This is a genomic window from Pseudomonas sp. fls2-241-TYG-175 (genome assembly GCF_030209155.1).
In the GTDB taxonomy this organism is placed as follows: Bacteria; Pseudomonadota; Gammaproteobacteria; order Pseudomonadales; family Pseudomonadaceae; genus Aquipseudomonas; species Aquipseudomonas viridiflava.
On record NZ_JARVSO010000027.1, the window covers coordinates 17,064 to 32,544 of the forward strand.

The 15,481-nt window shown below is 59.6% G+C and carries 13 protein-coding genes; 4 read left to right on the forward strand and 9 right to left on the reverse strand.

The features are described 5' to 3' along the window. Window positions 1-79: 79 nt before the first annotated feature. From QRN20_RS19270 to QRN20_RS19290, 5 genes are all read right to left on the reverse strand, one after another. The gene (locus QRN20_RS19270; RefSeq protein ID WP_025996550.1) at window positions 80-781 is read right to left on the reverse strand and encodes an ABC transporter ATP-binding protein; all 702 of its coding nucleotides are present in this window, start codon (window positions 779-781) and stop codon (window positions 80-82) included. Then, window positions 782-1,549: a high-affinity branched-chain amino acid ABC transporter ATP-binding protein LivG gene (gene livG / locus QRN20_RS19275; RefSeq protein ID WP_029241302.1), complete on the reverse strand. Its 768-nt coding sequence runs from the start codon at window positions 1,547-1,549 to the stop codon at window positions 782-784. It lies immediately after the preceding gene. Beyond that, window positions 1,546-2,811 (reverse strand): high-affinity branched-chain amino acid ABC transporter permease LivM, encoded by a 1,266-nt coding sequence (locus QRN20_RS19280; protein ID WP_029241303.1) that lies wholly within the window; start codon window positions 2,809-2,811, stop codon window positions 1,546-1,548. Before QRN20_RS19280 ends, livG begins: the two co-directional genes overlap by 4 nt. Further along, window positions 2,808-3,731, reverse strand: coding sequence for a high-affinity branched-chain amino acid ABC transporter permease LivH (gene livH / locus QRN20_RS19285; protein ID WP_024688524.1), 924 nt, complete (start codon window positions 3,729-3,731; stop codon window positions 2,808-2,810). Before livH ends, QRN20_RS19280 begins: the two co-directional genes overlap by 4 nt. A 211-nt stretch (window positions 3,732-3,942) precedes the next feature. Then, window positions 3,943-5,067: a branched-chain amino acid ABC transporter substrate-binding protein gene (locus QRN20_RS19290; protein ID WP_004887851.1), complete on the reverse strand. Its 1,125-nt coding sequence runs from the start codon at window positions 5,065-5,067 to the stop codon at window positions 3,943-3,945. A 328-nt stretch (window positions 5,068-5,395) separates the two neighbouring features. Between QRN20_RS19290 and QRN20_RS19295 the strand changes: the two genes are divergently transcribed. Beyond that, complete coding sequence (locus tag QRN20_RS19295; RefSeq protein ID WP_043306205.1) at window positions 5,396-5,701, forward strand: DUF2288 domain-containing protein; 306 nt, start codon at window positions 5,396-5,398, stop codon at window positions 5,699-5,701. A gap of 123 nt (window positions 5,702-5,824) precedes the next feature. On the opposite strand, the gene QRN20_RS19300 is transcribed toward QRN20_RS19295, so the two are convergent. After that, window positions 5,825-8,140: a putative bifunctional diguanylate cyclase/phosphodiesterase gene (locus QRN20_RS19300; protein ID WP_122429721.1), complete on the reverse strand. Its 2,316-nt coding sequence runs from the start codon at window positions 8,138-8,140 to the stop codon at window positions 5,825-5,827. 231 nt (window positions 8,141-8,371) lie between these two features. Here QRN20_RS19300 and QRN20_RS19305 point away from each other — a divergent pair, with 231 nt between their 5' ends. Beyond that, window positions 8,372-9,742: a spinster family MFS transporter gene (locus QRN20_RS19305; protein ID WP_122429722.1), complete on the forward strand. Its 1,371-nt coding sequence runs from the start codon at window positions 8,372-8,374 to the stop codon at window positions 9,740-9,742. A gap of 126 nt (window positions 9,743-9,868) precedes the next feature. Here QRN20_RS19305 and rapA read toward each other — a convergent pair whose 3' ends face one another. Next, window positions 9,869-12,715, reverse strand: coding sequence for an RNA polymerase-associated protein RapA (gene rapA, locus QRN20_RS19310; protein WP_122429723.1), 2,847 nt, complete (start codon window positions 12,713-12,715; stop codon window positions 9,869-9,871). A gap of 232 nt (window positions 12,716-12,947) precedes the next feature. Here rapA and QRN20_RS19315 point away from each other — a divergent pair, with 232 nt between their 5' ends. Together QRN20_RS19315 and QRN20_RS19320 are read left to right on the forward strand one after the other, a co-directional pair. Beyond that, entirely contained in the window at window positions 12,948-13,283 is a 336-nt protein-coding gene (locus QRN20_RS19315; RefSeq protein ID WP_025996544.1) for a hypothetical protein, read from the forward strand. Between the two features lie 139 nt (window positions 13,284-13,422). Beyond that, a complete protein-coding gene (locus QRN20_RS19320; protein ID WP_004888206.1) occupies window positions 13,423-13,581 on the forward strand; it encodes a hypothetical protein in 159 nt (52 codons plus the stop codon). Window positions 13,582-13,849: 268 nt separating this feature from the next. Here QRN20_RS19320 and QRN20_RS19325 read toward each other — a convergent pair whose 3' ends face one another. Continuing rightward, the gene (locus QRN20_RS19325) at window positions 13,850-14,320 is read right to left on the reverse strand and encodes a MaoC family dehydratase (RefSeq protein WP_004888205.1); all 471 of its coding nucleotides are present in this window, start codon (window positions 14,318-14,320) and stop codon (window positions 13,850-13,852) included. 44 nt (window positions 14,321-14,364) lie between these two features. Next, the gene (locus tag QRN20_RS19330; protein ID WP_029241308.1) at window positions 14,365-15,309 is read right to left on the reverse strand and encodes an alpha/beta hydrolase; all 945 of its coding nucleotides are present in this window, start codon (window positions 15,307-15,309) and stop codon (window positions 14,365-14,367) included. Window positions 15,310-15,481: the final 172 nt, after the last annotated feature.

The window sequence follows — 15,481 nt, forward strand, 5'->3', positions numbered from 1 at the left end:
CAAACATTGATGATCGTGCCCATCGCTCTGCGTGGGCACGATCAGTGTCGAGATGAGCGCACGATCCTGACGCATCTCGCTAGCCGCCCAGATAAGCGTCCCGCACTTTTGGATCGACCAGCAGTTCTTCACCGGTGCCCTGCATCACCACGCGACCGTTCTCCAGTACATAGGCGCGGTCGGCGATTTTGAGGGCTTGGTTGGCGTTCTGCTCGACCAGAAATACGGTCACGCCATCACGTCGCAGTTGTTCGACGATCTCGAAGATCTGCTGAATGATGATCGGCGCCAGACCCAGCGATGGTTCGTCCAGCAACAACAGCTTGGGCTTGCTCATCAGCGCACGGCCGATGGCGAGCATTTGCTGTTCGCCGCCGGACATGGTGCCGCCGCGCTGCGTGAAGCGTTCCTTGAGGCGCGGGAACAGGTGCAGGACCTTGTCCATCTGTTCCTGATAATCACCCTTTTCGGTGAAGAAACCGCCCATGGCCAGGTTTTCTTCGACGGTCAGGCGGGCGAACACGCGGCGGCCTTCAGGCACCACCGCGATGCTCTTGCGCATGATCACCGACGACTCCTGGCCGACCAGTTCCTCGCCCATGTAACGGATGCTGCCGCTGTGCGCACGCGGTGAGCCGCACAGGGTCATCAGCAGGGTGGATTTGCCAGCGCCGTTGGCGCCGATCAGGGTAACGATCTCGCCCTGACGGACTTCCACGTTGACGCTGTGCAGCGCCTGGATCTTGCCGTAGAAGGTGGAAACGTTTTCGAACTGCAGCATTTACGCTTCCCCCAGGTAGGCTTTGATCACTTCAGGATTGTCACGAATCTGTTCCGGCGTACCGTCGGCCAGTGGCGTGCCCTGATTGATCACCACGATGTGGTCGGAAATGCTCATCACCAGCTTCATGTCATGCTCGATCAGCAGCACTGTGGCGTTGTGGTCATTTCGCAGCACGCCAATCAGCGCTTTCAGGTCTTCGGTTTCCCGCGGGTTCAGACCGGCTGCCGGTTCGTCCAGCATGAGGATGCGCGGGCGCGTCATCATGCAGCGGGCAATTTCCAGGCGGCGTTGCTGACCGTAGGCCAGTGTTCCGGCCGGGCGGTTGGCAAATTCTTTCAGGTTGACGGCCTCCAGCCAGTGCTCGGCGTACTCCATGGCTTCGCGTTCACTGCGGCGGAAGGCCGGGGTCTTGAACAGGCCGGACAGGAAGTTGGTGTTCAGGTGACGATGCTGGGCGACCAGCAGATTCTCGACGGCGGTCATTTCCTTGAACAGACGCACGTTCTGGAAAGTCCGCACCACGCCTTTGCGTGCGATCTGGTGACCGGCCAGGCCCTGGATCGGCTCGCCGTCCAGCAGAATGGTCCCGCCGCTGGGTTTGTAGAAACCGGTCAGGCAGTTGAAGACAGTGGTCTTGCCCGCGCCGTTGGGGCCGATCATCGATACGACCTGCTTTTCATGAACGGTCAGGGCGACGCCATTGACCGCCAGCAGACCGCCGAAGCGCATGCTCAGGTTTGTGGCTTGCAGAAGAGGCTGTTTCATTTGGCCGCCTCCGCTTTCAACTTCATGACAGGTCGTTGCATCGGCAGGAAACCTTGAGGACGCCAGATCATCATCAGCACCATCAGGGCACCGAACATCAACATGCGGTAATCGCTGAACTCACGCATCAGTTCAGGCAGCAGGATCATTACGATGGCGGCGAGAATAACGCCCAGCTGGGAACCCATGCCGCCAAGCACCACGATGGCCAGAATGATTGCCGACTCGATGAAGGTGAAGGACTCCGGCGTCACCAGACCCTGACGGGCGGCGAAGAAGCTGCCTGCGAAACCGGCGAACGCTGCACCCAGCGTAAAGGCTGAGAGCTTGATCACGGTCGGATTCAGACCCAGGGCACGGCAGGCGATTTCGTCTTCGCGCAAGGCTTCCCAGGCACGGCCGATCGGCATGCGCAGCAGGCGGTTGATGACGAACAGTGCCGCCAGCGCCAGCAGCAGGGCGATCAGGTACAGAAAGATCACCTTGCTGATCGGGTTGTAGTCCAGGCCGAAATACTGGTGGAACGTTTGCGCACCCTCGGCGGCACGGCGTTCGAAGCTCAGGCCGAACAGGGTCGGCTTCTCGATGTTGCTGATGCCGTTGGGGCCGCCGGTGATGTCGGTCAGGTTGCGCAGGAAGATCCGGATGATCTCACCGAACCCGAGCGTCACGATGGCCAGATAGTCGCCCCTCAGCCGCAGGACCGGGAAGCCCAGCAGGAAGCCGAACAGCGCCGCCAGCAGACCGGCCAGCGGCAGGCACTCCCAGAAGCTCAGGCCGAAGTAGTGCGACAGCAGCGCGTAACCGTAGGCACCGACTGCGTAGAAACCGACATAGCCCAGGTCCAGCAGGCCGGCGAGGCCAACCACGATGTTCAAACCCAGGCCCAGCATCACGTAGATCAGGATCAACGTTGCGATATCCACTGCACCGCGCGAACCGAAGAACGGCCAGACGAAGGCCAGAACGATCAGGGCGGCAAGGCCCCAGCGCTGGGTGCTTGGTTGGGTCATGAAGTCGCTGGTTTTCTTCGAGACCAGCGGAGCGCGTTCACCCCGGCGCAGGCCGCTGATTTTCTCGGCGAACAGTACGCGCAGAAACAACAGGACCGAGCAGATCGCGATAATGGTCAGGGTCATGGAGCTGGCGTTCTGCACTTGCAGGGTCACGCCGGAAAAGGCCAGTTTCAGGCCGAACACCGGGTAGGCAACGGCCCACACCAGCGCAGCGCTGAACAGCGCCTGTTTGAAGGACTTGCTCATACTTTCTCAACCTCCGGACGACCCAGAATGCCGGTCGGGCGGAACAGCAGCACCAGGACCAACAGGCCGAAGGCCACGACGTCCTTGTACTGATCACCAAAGATGTCGGCACCGAAGGCTTCGGCGACGCCCAGCACCAGACCGCCGAGCACGGCGCCCGGAATCGAACCGATGCCGCCCAGGACCGCGGCAGTGAACGCCTTGAGGCCTACCAGGAAGCCCGCGCTCGGGTTGATCACGCCGTATTGCATGCTCAGCAACATGGCGGCAACGGCAGCCAGTGCGGCGCCGACCACGAAAGTCAGGGCAATGATGGTGTTGGTGTTGATACCCAGCAGGTTGGCCATTTTCATGTCCTCGGCGCAGGCGCGGCAGGCGCGGCCCATTCGCGAGCGGGAAATGAACAGGGTCAGGCCGGTCATCGCCAGCAGCGTGACCACGAAGACCACGATCTGCATGTAGGAAATCAACACTTCCTGTGCGCCGCCGGGGCCGAAGGACAGGCTGCCGGGCAGCAGGTTGGGAATGGCAAAGTTGCCGGAACCCTGGGAAAGCTGAACCGAGTTCTGCAGAAAGATCGACATGCCGATCGCAGAAATCAGAGGAATCAGACGGTTGCTGTTGCGCAGCGGACGGTAGGCGACCCGTTCGATGCTGTAGCCGTAGGCGCTGGTCACGATAATGGAGGCGGCGAAGCCTGCGATCATCAACAGCGGCAGGCTGTCGATACCCATCATTGCAAGACCGGCAAGCGCCATGAAAGCAACATAGGAACCGATCATGTACACCTCGCCGTGGGCGAAGTTGATCATTCCGATGATGCCGTAAACCATCGTGTAGCCGATGGCGATCAATGCATACGTGCTGCCAATGGTCAGGCCATTGACCAGCTGTTGCATGTAGTGGAATAACTCGGGCATTTACCGCGCTCCTAAAAACCTGATCTGCATTTCTCCGGCCTGCGTCGGGTACGCATTCTGTCGATGCGTTGCCTGTGACGCTGCCAGCGAACCGCTGGTAACGGTTTTAAGATTTTCAGGTGGCCTCTACCGGATCTCGGCAGGCGGGCCATGATTCGTAAAACAAAGCCCACTGCGGTGGCAGTGGGCTTCGGTTGTCAACGCAAGCTGCTTATTTGGCGGCTTCGGTCTTCGGCTTGCCGAAGTGCCATTCGTAGACCACGAACTGGAAGTTCTTCAGGTCGCCCTTCTCGTCGTAGCTCAGTTCGCCCATCGGGGTCTTGAACGTACCGGCGTGGATGGCAGCAGCCACCTTGTCGGTGTCTTCGGACTTGGCGGCGGCGATACCGTCGGCAATGACCTGAACGGCGGAGTAGGACGGGTACACGAACGGACCGCTCGGATCCTGTTTCTTGTCTTGGAATGCCTTGGTCAGTGCCTGGTTGGCAGGGTCCTGATCAAAGGATTTCGGGAGGGTGACCAGCAGGCCTTCGGAGGCTTCGCCAGCGATCTGCGAGATGGACTCGTTGCCCACGCCTTCAGGGCCCATGAATTTGGCGTTCAGGCCTTTTTCCTTGGACTGGCGCAGGATCTGGCCCAGCTCTGGGTGGTAGCCGCCGTAGTAGACGAAGTCGACGTTGGCCTGCTTGAGCTTGGCGATCAGCGAGGAGAAGTCCTTGTCACCGGCATTGATGCCTTCGAACAGGGCCACCTTGACGCCTTTGTCTTCCAGCGTCTTTTTCACTGCAGAGGCGATGCCTTCGCCGTATTGCTGCTTGTCATGGATGACAGCAACGATTTTTGGCTTGGCGACGTCGGCAATGTAGTTACCGGCTGCAGGGCCCTGGGCGCTGTCCAGACCGATGGTGCGGAACACCAGTTTGTAGCCACGGCTGGTGATGTCGGGGCTGGTGGCCGCCGGGGTCACCATGATGATGCCTTCGTCTTCATAGACGTCGGAAGCGGGTTGAGCGGAGCTGGAGCACAGGTGACCGATCACGTATTTCACGCCATCGTTGACGACCTTGTTGGCGACTGCCACGGCCTGTTTCGGGTCGCAGGCATCATCGTATTCGACGGCTTCGAGTTTCTTGCCATCGACGCCGCCCTTGGCGTTGATCTGCTCGATGGCCATCTTGGCACCGTTGAACTGCATGGTGCCGTATTCGGCGACCGGGCCAGTCTTGGGGCCGGCGATGCCGATCTTGATGGTGTCGGCTGCGAACGAATGGCTGGCAACCCCGGCCATAACCAGTGCGGCGAACAGCTTGGAAAGCTTCTTGGTACCCTTAGTCATGATGCTCCACTCTTGCGTTGTAGTTTTTATAATCCTGCTGGCCAAGGCTACAGGACCGGCTTCGACACCGATCTTCCCCCGCTCCGCCAACTGTACCGGAACAGTTTAGAGTGCCGGTGAATCGCTTGGATAGCACGGGGCAATGGGGTAAACCGGTGTGTGTCGCTTAATCGAAAGAAAGTTACAGAATCCAACCGCCCCAATGTCATGAAGACCGGCCGGATCGTCGTGGATTTCGCGGCTTTCCTGCAATCAATCACTTGCTTCCGGGTTTTTCTACGAGAAAGGCGGCGGTATCATTGCGCCGATTTCCTTTCTGGTGAAACCCATGACGCAAGAACCTAGCACCCTCTATGCCAAACTGCTCGGGGAGACCGCTTCAATTCGCTGGAAAGAATTGCAACCATTCTTTGCCAAGGGTGCCCTGTTGTGGGTCGAACCACCGTTGGATCTGATCGAAGTTGCCGAGGCAGTAGCTGAAAACGACGCTGCCAAAGTGGCTGCGTGGATGGACGCGACAACGGTCGGCAAGGTGTCTGAATCAAAGGCAATGGAGCTTGTGGAAAGCGATCCACTGCTCTGGGCAGTGGTAGTGGCACCTTGGGTGTTGATCCAAAACAGGGCGTCTGACTGATCTGTGCGTTATAGAGGTGCTTACGACGGCACCTTTGTGGGTGCCACGGTAACTTCGTCCCTTCCAGCGTATCGAAAATCTACACCCGGCAGCCGTGCAATCGGCCACCCAGACGCAGCCTTTTCAATCCGACCAGCGCGACCTTTGTGTGCGAGAAGGACTGCGGGTGGCCAGTGCATGTTCAGCGCCCGGAAGGTCGTCAAACAGATCCAGTGACCGTGGGATGTCCGCATCGCGATCCTTGACGTCCAGCATGAGCGATGCGGGCCACAGACTGGCAGGTTCTCGACCGTTCATTTCCCTGACCAGCGGCAGAATCCGTTCCAGTGGCTGCGGTTTGCTGAACAGATAGCCCTGCACATAATCACTGCCGAACTCACTCAGAAACTCCAGTTGTGCAGGCGTCTCCACACCTTCGGTCACCACCTTGAGGTGCAGGGTGTGCGCCATCACGATGATCGCTTGGACGATCTCCATGTCCTGGGGCGACTTTGGAATGTCGATGATGAAGGATCGGTCGATTTTCAGCGTGTCCAGCGGCAACCGTTTCAGGTAGGCGAGCGACGAGTAACCGGTCCCGAAGTCGTCGATCGATAGCGAGACGCCCAGGCTGCGGATGTGCTTGAGCATCAGGATCGTATTGCTGATGTTGCCCATCAGCGCGTTCTCGGTCACCTCCAGTTCCAGGCGACCCGGGGCGACATTGGCTTCGGTCAGCGCCTGTTCGACTTCTTCGGCCAACTCGTCCCGACTCAGGTTCAGCGCCGAACAGTTCACCGCGATGATCAGCTTGTCCAGGCCGTCGAGGCGCAACGCGCCCAGGTCGCGGCAGGCGCGGCGCAGTACCCAGTTGTCCAGTTCGGCAATCAGCCCGTTCGCTTCGGCAATACTGATGAAACGGTCGGGCACCAGCAGCCCGTGCTGCGGATGATTCCAGCGCACCAGCGCTTCCAGCTTGGCAATGTGCCCGGTACGCAGGTCGACAATCGGCTGGTAGTACACCTCAAGGCCAGTCTCTTCGCGCAGGGCGTTGCGCAACTCTTCTTCCAGATGCAATTCCAGACTGGCTTTGGTCTTGAGCGCGGGGCTGAAAAAATTGACCCGGTTACGGCCGTTGCCCTTGGATTGGTAGAGGGCGAGGTCGGCGTGCTTGAGCAATTCATCGCAGGTTGAACCGTCCCGTGGAAACACGGCGATACCAATGCTGGTGGTCATGACCATGCGTCTTCCGGCCAGCGCGATGGTCTCCTTCATCTTGTGCATGACGCGGTGGGCCAGGTGGCGGGCCTCCTCATAGTTGGGGATGCTCAGCAGAATGCAGAACTCGTCACCGCCAAACCTTGCCACCACATCCTGCACGCGTGTGGCACTGCGGATTCGCTCGGCGATCACCTTGAGCAACTCGTCACCTGCATCGTGACCCAGGCTGTCATTGATCCGCTTGAAGTGGTCGATGTCCAAGAACATCACCGCCAGCATGCCTTGGCCGATCGTATGTTCAAGCAGCTTTTCAGCGAATATCTGGTTGAATCCGCGACGGTTGATCAGGTTGGTCAGCGGATCGTAATGCGCCACCTGCTGAAGCGAGACCCGCGCCTGATCCAGTTGGCTGAGCAGCGCATTGACGCGCTGAAGGTCATGCTCCTTGCCTTGCAGTTTCTTGTCGGCCATCGCCGCACTGATGCTGCCGGCAATGATCAGCAGGGTGATCACGGCAATGGTCAGGCCCAGTTGCTGGCTGTTTGCGGTGCTGGGAATGTGCAGCTCTGCACCCTGCGGGATGACCAGTTGCAGCGCGCGCATACCCATCAGGTGCATGGTCAGCAGGCCTGCGCCCAGAAAAACGCTCAGCCCGTAACGAAACATCTGGTGAAACATGCCGCTGTATTGCCGCAAATGGCGGGGCAGGGTGAGCAGGGCCACGCTGGCAAGAATGGCCACGACTACGGACAGTGCAAAGGTTTTGGGCTCGTAATACTGCACGGCGTCGGACCGCATGGCCCCCATGCCCAAGTAGTGCATGGCGCTGATACCAATGCCCATGACCACCGCGCTCGTCACGCAACGTCTGAGGGTCAATGTCGGGAGGGTCAGTGCCTTGATGGCAACCAGAGCGGTTGCCAGCACGATGACCAGCGACGCCAGCGTGATGCCCAGATCGTAGGTGATGGTCAGCGGTGCCTGAAAAGCCAGCATGCTGATGAAGTGCATGGCCCAGACACCGCCCGCCAGACACAGCGCGCCCAGCGCTTTCCAGATGCGTCGGTTTTTGAGGGCTTCGACCTGAATGACCCGGTCGGCGATGTCCAGTGTCGCGAAGCACGCGGCACAGGCGACGCCATAAGCCAGCGCAACCAGAAACAGATTATGACTGCAGTCGATCAACAATTGCCCGTCCGCCGGGACCCCGGCGAACATGTTCAAACCCAGCCACTCCATAGCAAGCCCTATATCTTCACTGCCAGGGCGCCAGGGCTAAAGGCCTGGCGATTCGGAGTGAGTATAGAAGCTGTTGTCAGTTTGCCAGTACGCAGATCCAAGAAATCTGAAAGCGATCAATAACGAATAGTTATAAGAATTCTTCATCAAGGGTGCGGTTTACGAATGTTTACAGACAGGCCACCCTTGGCCTTCTAGATTGTTACCACTAATAAGAAGGGACGATCGCTCATGACCACGCTTCGGACGGACACCCCCACTCAGGCCGCCAACGCATGGCGCGTACTTTTCCTGTTGTTCCTCGCCAACCTGTTCAACTTCTTCGACCGCACCATCCCGGCCATTATCGTTGAGCCCATTCGCATGGAATGGCACCTGAGCGATTTTCAACTCGGCCTTCTGGGAACCGCGTTCACGCTGGTATACGCCATCGCCGGTCTGCCGCTGGGCCGCATGGCCGACAACGGATCGCGCAAGAAGCTCATGGGCTGTGGCCTGGCCGTGTGGAGCGGCCTGACGGCGGTCAATGGAATGGTCGGCAGTTTCTGGACCTTTCTGTTGGTGCGCATGGGCGTCGGCATCGGCGAAGCCAGCTACGCGCCTGCGGCCAACTCGCTGATCGGTGACCTGTTTCCGGCCCATAAACGGTCCCGTGCGATGGGCATCTTCATGCTGGGCCTGCCGCTGGGCCTGCTGCTGGCGTTCTTCACCATCGGCGCCATGGTCAAGGCGTTCGACAGCTGGCGCGCGCCGTTCTTCATTGCTGCGGTGCCTGGGCTAGTGCTGGCGGTGTTCATCTTTTTCATCAAGGAACCCAAGCGTGGCGCGGCTGAAAGCGTGCGCATGTCGGAAGTCAAAATCGAGAAGCCGATCCGCCGTGTGTTGTCGATCCCAACCTTTCGCTGGTTGGTACTTGGCGGCCTGACCTTCAACTTCGCTACCTACGCCTGCAACTCGTTCATGGTGCCGATGCTGCAACGCTATTTCCTGTTGCCCTTGCAGGAAGCGGCGGTTGCGACAGGTGTGATTGTGGGCGTGACCGGGCTGATCGGTCTGACAGCAGGCGGCTGGATTGCCGACAAACTGCATCAGCGCTCGCCCAACGGACGGCTGTTGTTCGCAGCGTTCAGTATGTTGTTGGCGACGATTGCCACCGGGTATGCCTTGCACGCCGGACGCATCGAAATCGGAATGTTCGTCGCGGTGTTCAGCGTGGGCTGGTTGTTTGCCTACAACTTCTATACCTGCGTTTATACAGCGATTCAGGACGTGGTCGAACCGCGCCTCAGGGCGACGGCGATGGCATTGTTCTTCGCCGGGCTTTACCTGCTGGGCGGCGGCGCGGGGCCGGTGGTGGTGGGTCTGCTGTCCGACCATTTCGCCAAGGCGGCCATGGCGGTCGCGGGTGCTGACGTAATGAACGAAAGCTTCAAGGCCATCGGCCTGCACGATGCCATGTACCTGATTCCGGCAGCATTGCTCATGACGCTGGTGTTTTTGTATCTGGCATCACGCTGCTTCAGCAAGGACGCCGAGCGGATGAAGGCAAGAATGGTGGCCGAGGAGCCTGCAGAAGGTGTGTCGGACCCGGCAGTGGTGTGACGCGGAGCGTCACGGGCTGTATTCCCACGCAGCGTAGAAACGATCATGAAACCCTGATCGTTCCTCACGCTCCGCGTGGGAATGCCTCTCGGGACGCTCTGCGTCCAGCGTAAGTAGCGACGCCGATCAGCCCGCCACCAGCACCCGAATCGCTTCCAGGCGCAGTGCGGCCTTCTCCAACATGGCCAGACCCTGTTCACGCTGGCTGCGCAAGGCGACCAGTTCGCTGTCGCGCACGGTCGGGTTGACCGCCTGCAGGGCCGTCAGGCGCGCCAGTTCCTCTTCGGTATCAGCAGCCAGACGACGTTGCGCTTCAGCCACGCGCTCGGCGTGTTTCGGCATGATCTTTTCTTCGCCCGCGTTGATCCGTGGCGTCAGCACGTCGCGCTGGGCCTGAATGAACTTGTTGGCGCTGGCACGTGGCACGCTTTCGAGCTGATCGTTAAGGGTGTTGAACGACACACGGCTCGACAGATCATTGCCGTTCGGATCAAGCAGGCAGCGCAGTGCGGCCGGTGGCAGGTAGCGGCCCAGTTGCAACGAGCGCGGTGCAACCACTTCGCTGACGTAGATCAGCTCCAGCAGCACAGTGCCCGGCTTGAGCGCCTTGTTCTTGATCAGCGCCACGGCGGTGTTGCCCATCGAACCGGACAGCACCAGATCCATGCCGCCCTGCACCATCGGGTGCTCCCAGGTGATGAACTGCATGTCTTCGCGAGACAGCGCCTGGTTGCGGTCGTAGGTGATGGTCACGCCTTCGTCGTCGCCCAGCGGGAAGCTGGCGTCGAGCATCTTCTCGCTCGGCTTGAGGATCAGAGCGTTTTCCGAATGGTCTTCGCTGTCGATACCGAACGCGTCGAACAGGGTCTCCATGTAGATCGGCAGGCTGAACTGGTCATCCTGTTCCAGAATCGCTTCGACCAGCGCCTCGCCTTCGCCCGCGCCGCCGGAGTTGAGTTCCAGCAGACGGTCGCGACCTGTGTGCAGTTCGCTTTCCAGACGCTCGCGCTCGGCGCGGGCCTCATCGATCAGGGCCTGCCATTCGTCATCATCACCGCTTTCCAGCAGCGGCAGCAGACGCGGGCCGAACTGATGCTGCAGTGCGTTACCGGTCGGGCAGGTATTGAGGAACGCGTTCAGCGCTTCGTGATACCACTGGAACAGTCGTGCCTGCGGGCTGGTTTCCAGGAATGGCACGTGCAGTTCGATGGTGTGTTTCTGGCCGATACGGTCCAGACGGCCGATACGCTGCTCAAGCAGATCCGGGTGCGACGGCAGATCGAACAGCACCAGATGGTGGGCGAACTGGAAGTTGCGGCCTTCACTGCCGATTTCCGAGCAGATCAGCACCTGTGCACCGAACTCTTCGTCGGCAAAATAGGCAGCAGCGCGGTCACGCTCAAGGATGTTCATGCCTTCGTGGAAGACCGTGGCCGGAATACCGGAACGCACGCGCAGCGCGTCTTCGAGATCCATGGCGGTTTCGGCGTGGGCGCAGATGACCAGCACCTTGACGCGCTTGAGCATCTTGAGCGTGTCGATCAGCCAGTCGACGCGAGGGTCGAAACGCCACCAGCGTTCTTCTTCGCTGACCTCGGAGTGAGCCTGGAAGCTGACTTCCGGATACAGGTCGGCGTGCTCGCCCAGCGGCAGTTCCAGGTATTCGGCCGGGCAGGGCAGTGGGTATTCGTGCAGCTTGCGCTCCGGAAAACCCTGTACGGCGGCGCGGGTATTACGGAACAGCACGCGGCCTGTGCCATGACGGTCCAGCAATTCGCGAATCAGACGGGCCTTGGCTTCGTCGTCGCCCGCATTGACGGCAGCCAGCAAGGTCTCGCCTTCGGCACCCAGGAAGCCGTGAATGGTTTTCTGGGCTTCTGCTGACAGTACGCCCTTGTCGAGCAGTTCCTGTACCGCCTGAGCGACCGGGCGATAGTTTTCGCTCTCGGCGCGGAAGGCGTTCAGGTCGTGGAAACGGTTCGGGTCCAGCAGGCGCAGGCGGGCAAAGTGACTGTCCTGACCCAGCTGTTCCGGGGTTGCCGTCAGCAGCAGTACGCCGGGGATGACTTCTGCCAGTTGCTCGACCAGCGAGTATTCGCGGCTGGCCTTGTCTTCATGCCAGACCAGGTGGTGTGCTTCATCGACGACCATCAGGTCCCAGCCCGCTGCAAACAGCGCGTCCTGAGCCTTTTCATCGGAGACCAGCCACTCCAGCGCGACCAGCGCCAGTTGGGTGTCTTCGAACGGGTTGCCGGCATCGCTTTCCATGAAGCGTTCGGCGTCGAACAGCGCGACCTGCAGGTTGAAACGGCGGCGCATTTCGACCAGCCATTGGTGCTGCAGGTTTTCCGGCACCAGAATCAGCACGCGATTGGAGCGACCGGACAGCAACTGGCGATGAATCACCAGACCGGCTTCGATGGTCTTGCCCAGGCCCACTTCGTCGGCCAGCAGGACGCGTGGCGCAATGCGGTCAGCCACTTCGCGGGCTATGTGCAACTGGTGAGCGATCGGTTGAGCGCGCACGCCGCCCAGCCCCCAGAGTGAGGACTGCAACTGACGGCTGGTGTGTTCAAGCGTGTTGTAGCGCAGCGAGAACCAGGACAACTGGTCGATCTGGCCAGCGAACAGACGGTCGGTCGCCAGGCGGAACTGGATGAAGTTCGACAGCTGGGTTTCAGGCAGCGTGACCACTTCGTTGCGGGCATTCAAACCGTGATACACCAGTAGCCCGTCGACATCGTCCACTTCGCGGACGGTCATCTTCCAGTTTTCGAAGTGAGTAATCACATCGCCCGGAGAGAAACGCACGCGGGTCAGCGGTGCATTACGCAGTGAGTACTGGCGCGTTTCGCCAGTGGCCGGATAGAGCACGGTCAATAAGCGGCCATCCAGTGCCAGAACGGTGCCCAAACCCAGCTCGGCTTCGCTGTCGCTAATCCAGCGTTGCCCCGGTTGATACTGCTGCGCCATGCTGCCTGTCTCCCGACGTGAAAAAGCCGACTATGTTAACGGAACGCGCCCTGAAGGCCAAAGGTGGCGTTGAAAAACCTGCGGATTCGCTGCGAATCGGCGAATTTTTCCTTTCATGGCACTTATTTCATTAAACCCAGTCAAAAAAAGCCTTATAAATTATTGCAGTCTATTACAGGGCTGTTCAAGTTGCGTCGCTGACGGCCGAAAGCCCGGTAAGAGGAGAAAAACCATGCTGCAACCCATGCTCCCGTTAAGTGTTGTGCCGGTGACCTCCCAGATGGACCCGGCCAAGCGTGTCCCCGATATCCCGCCGGTGGCGCCTGTACAGCCGAGCTCCAGCGAGACATCGATCGATCTGCGTCACGAAGACTCCGAGCGCAGCGCCCTGCTGTTGCGTGAAGAGCAGCAACGTCAGCAACAGGGCCGCCACAGCGAGGAAGAAAGCGGCGAATACCAGGGTCTGGTCATTCCCGGAGACTCGTTAAACGCTGACAACACCGTCCCGGTCGTGCCGTTGATCGATGACGAGCCGCGCCAGGGGTTGTGGGTCGATATCCAGATTTGAGGTCGAGCGTCCCGCAAGAGGGCGCGGCCTGCGCACGCTGCCGATTGATTCACACCTGACTTCACGTTTCCGACTGGTCATCACCGATGCTATTGAGCATTATTGGCGCTGATTCCACGTGTCCGGGAACTGCACAACCATGAGCGACGATGGCAAATTGATCGATCTTGGCGCCGAGCGCGCCAGACGCGTTCATGATCTGAACGACAAGCGCCTGAATGAAGTGCGAAATGCTTTCGAGCAGGCCATGCCGCTGACGGGCAAGAAAAAGCCGAAGAAAAAGCCAAAAAAGCGTTGAGTGATCAAACGGATGTTGATGCAGGTCAACGTTCGTGCGTGCTGCAACGGCTAGCCTGATGGTTATCGGACGGGGCGAAGACGGCGTGGGGCCAATGTCTTCATCACCCTGTTCGAGCTGTCTGACGGGGAGGGCTGCCGCTCTGGTAAGGCGCACCCTTTGCTATGAGCACGCAAGGCACTTCGGGCGACTTCGGTCGCCCTTTTTTACGTGCTCCGGAGCAAGCCTGTGCCCGCATTAGCGAGCCTTGGCTCAATCCGTGCGCCTTTCAGCCAACAGTGATTTCAGGCAGCACGGTCAGTTCGACGGTCTGCTGTTTGCGTGGAGCGAGGATTTCCGCTTCGCCGTCCACGACCAGCTCATCATTCTGGTTGAACACGCGGGTCGCGATGCGCACGCGGAATTTCGGCAGTTTTTCGAGAATTTCCAGACGCACAGTCAGGGTGTCGCCCAGTTTTACCGGCTTCTGAAAGGTCATCTGCTGGCCGATGTAGATGGTGCCCGGGCCTGGCAGCTCACACGCCACTGCCGCGCTGATCAGTGCACCGCTGAACATGCCGTGAGCGATGCGCTCCTTGAACATGGTTTTGGAAGCGTATTCGGCGTCCAGGTGGACCGGGTTGTGATCGCCGGACATGGCCGCGAACAACTGGATGTCACGTTCCTGGACTGTCTTGCTGTAGCTGGCTTTCTGACCGACTTCAAGGGCTTCGTAAGGCGTGTTGGTGACTTGAGTCATGTGTCTGTCCTGGACAAAATATGAAAAAGATAAAAGGTGCGTGATCACTCCGCGCGACGCGGTCCTGGTTGATCGAGGGCGTATTTCAGCCAGTCGAGCAGGTCCTGGATCACTTCATCGCGATTGATGTCATTGAGCAGTTCGTGCCGCGCCTGCGGGTAAACATTGAGTTGTAACACTTGATGACCCGCTCCTGCCAATGCATCGGCAAGATCCTTCAGACGCTTGCCGGCACTCACCGGATCACATTCGCCGCCAATAATCAGCAAAGGAAGGTTCGAATCGATCTGCGCCAGGTTCGACGGCTCACTGATTTTCTGCAGCCCGCCCAGCATATCCGCCCACAACTGGTTGGTGCAGCGGAAGCCACAGAGCGGGTCCTGCATGTACTTTTCCACCTCGTCCGGGTCGCGGCTGAGCCAGTCGAAACAGGTCCGGGACGGCTTGAATGCCTTGTTGAACGAGCCGAACGACAGCCACTCGATCAACGCGCTGCGCCCCTTGCGGCCCTGGCGCAGGCGTTCGAATCGGGCGACCAGCCTTGCATTTCGGTAGAACGATGCCGGACGAAAGTTCGAGCCGCTGAGAATGGCCCCGTGCAAGCTGGCGCCGTGGTGCATCAGATAAGTCTGAGCGATGTAGCTGCCCATGCTGTGACCCAGCAGAAACAGGGCCGCTCCCGCGTGTCGCTGGCCGATCGACTGGCTGAGGGTCGCCAGATCGTCCACGACCTTGCTCCAGCCATCTTCGTTGGCGAAATGCCCGAGCCGACCCTGCAGGGCGGTTCTGCCATGGCCCCGCTGATCATGCGCATACAGGGCGATACCCGCTGCATTCAGCGCTGCGCCGAGTCGCTCGTAGCGTCCGCTGTGCTCGGCCATGCCGTGGGCGAGCATCACGACGGCCAAGGGAGTCGTTTCCGGCAACCAGGCATTGACGTAAAGCCGGCAGTGGTCGCTGGCGTCAAGCCAGAATGTCTCGTGCTTCATGGCGGTATTCCGATCTGGAGCGGCTGCCCGGAGGATGTGTGTTTCAGTTTATAACCCGAAGGTGATTGCATCCTGAATAGCAGAAAGATTCACAGTGTTGATGACGCCAGCTGGCATATTTGCCTTCCGGTCGTTAGCTGCTAACGTCGGGCCAGTCCCGATTCTGAATAAC

Bases quoted from the DNA above. Each gene is read 5' to 3' on its own strand.
- QRN20_RS19300 (WP_122429721.1), bottom strand. From the start codon at position 8,140: ATGGAGTGGCTGGGTTTGAACATGTTCGCCGGGGTCCCGGCGGACGGG.
- QRN20_RS19295 (WP_043306205.1), top strand. From the start codon at position 5,396: ATGACGCAAGAACCTAGCACCCTCTATGCCAAACTGCTCGGGGAGACC.
- QRN20_RS19270 (WP_025996550.1), bottom strand. From the start codon at position 781: ATGCTGCAGTTCGAAAACGTTTCCACCTTCTACGGCAAGATCCAGGCG.
- QRN20_RS19325 (WP_004888205.1), bottom strand. From the start codon at position 14,320: ATGACTCAAGTCACCAACACGCCTTACGAAGCCCTTGAAGTCGGTCAG.
- QRN20_RS19315 (WP_025996544.1), top strand. From the start codon at position 12,948: ATGCTGCAACCCATGCTCCCGTTAAGTGTTGTGCCGGTGACCTCCCAG.
- livH (WP_024688524.1), bottom strand. From the start codon at position 3,731: ATGCCCGAGTTATTCCACTACATGCAACAGCTGGTCAATGGCCTGACC.
- livG (WP_029241302.1), bottom strand. From the start codon at position 1,549: ATGAAACAGCCTCTTCTGCAAGCCACAAACCTGAGCATGCGCTTCGGC.
- QRN20_RS19280 (WP_029241303.1), bottom strand. From the start codon at position 2,811: ATGAGCAAGTCCTTCAAACAGGCGCTGTTCAGCGCTGCGCTGGTGTGG.
- QRN20_RS19290 (WP_004887851.1), bottom strand. From the start codon at position 5,067: ATGACTAAGGGTACCAAGAAGCTTTCCAAGCTGTTCGCCGCACTGGTT.
- QRN20_RS19320 (WP_004888206.1), top strand. From the start codon at position 13,423: ATGAGCGACGATGGCAAATTGATCGATCTTGGCGCCGAGCGCGCCAGA.
- QRN20_RS19330 (WP_029241308.1), bottom strand. From the start codon at position 15,309: ATGAAGCACGAGACATTCTGGCTTGACGCCAGCGACCACTGCCGGCTT.
- QRN20_RS19305 (WP_122429722.1), top strand. From the start codon at position 8,372: ATGACCACGCTTCGGACGGACACCCCCACTCAGGCCGCCAACGCATGG.
- rapA (WP_122429723.1), bottom strand. From the start codon at position 12,715: ATGGCGCAGCAGTATCAACCGGGGCAACGCTGGATTAGCGACAGCGAA.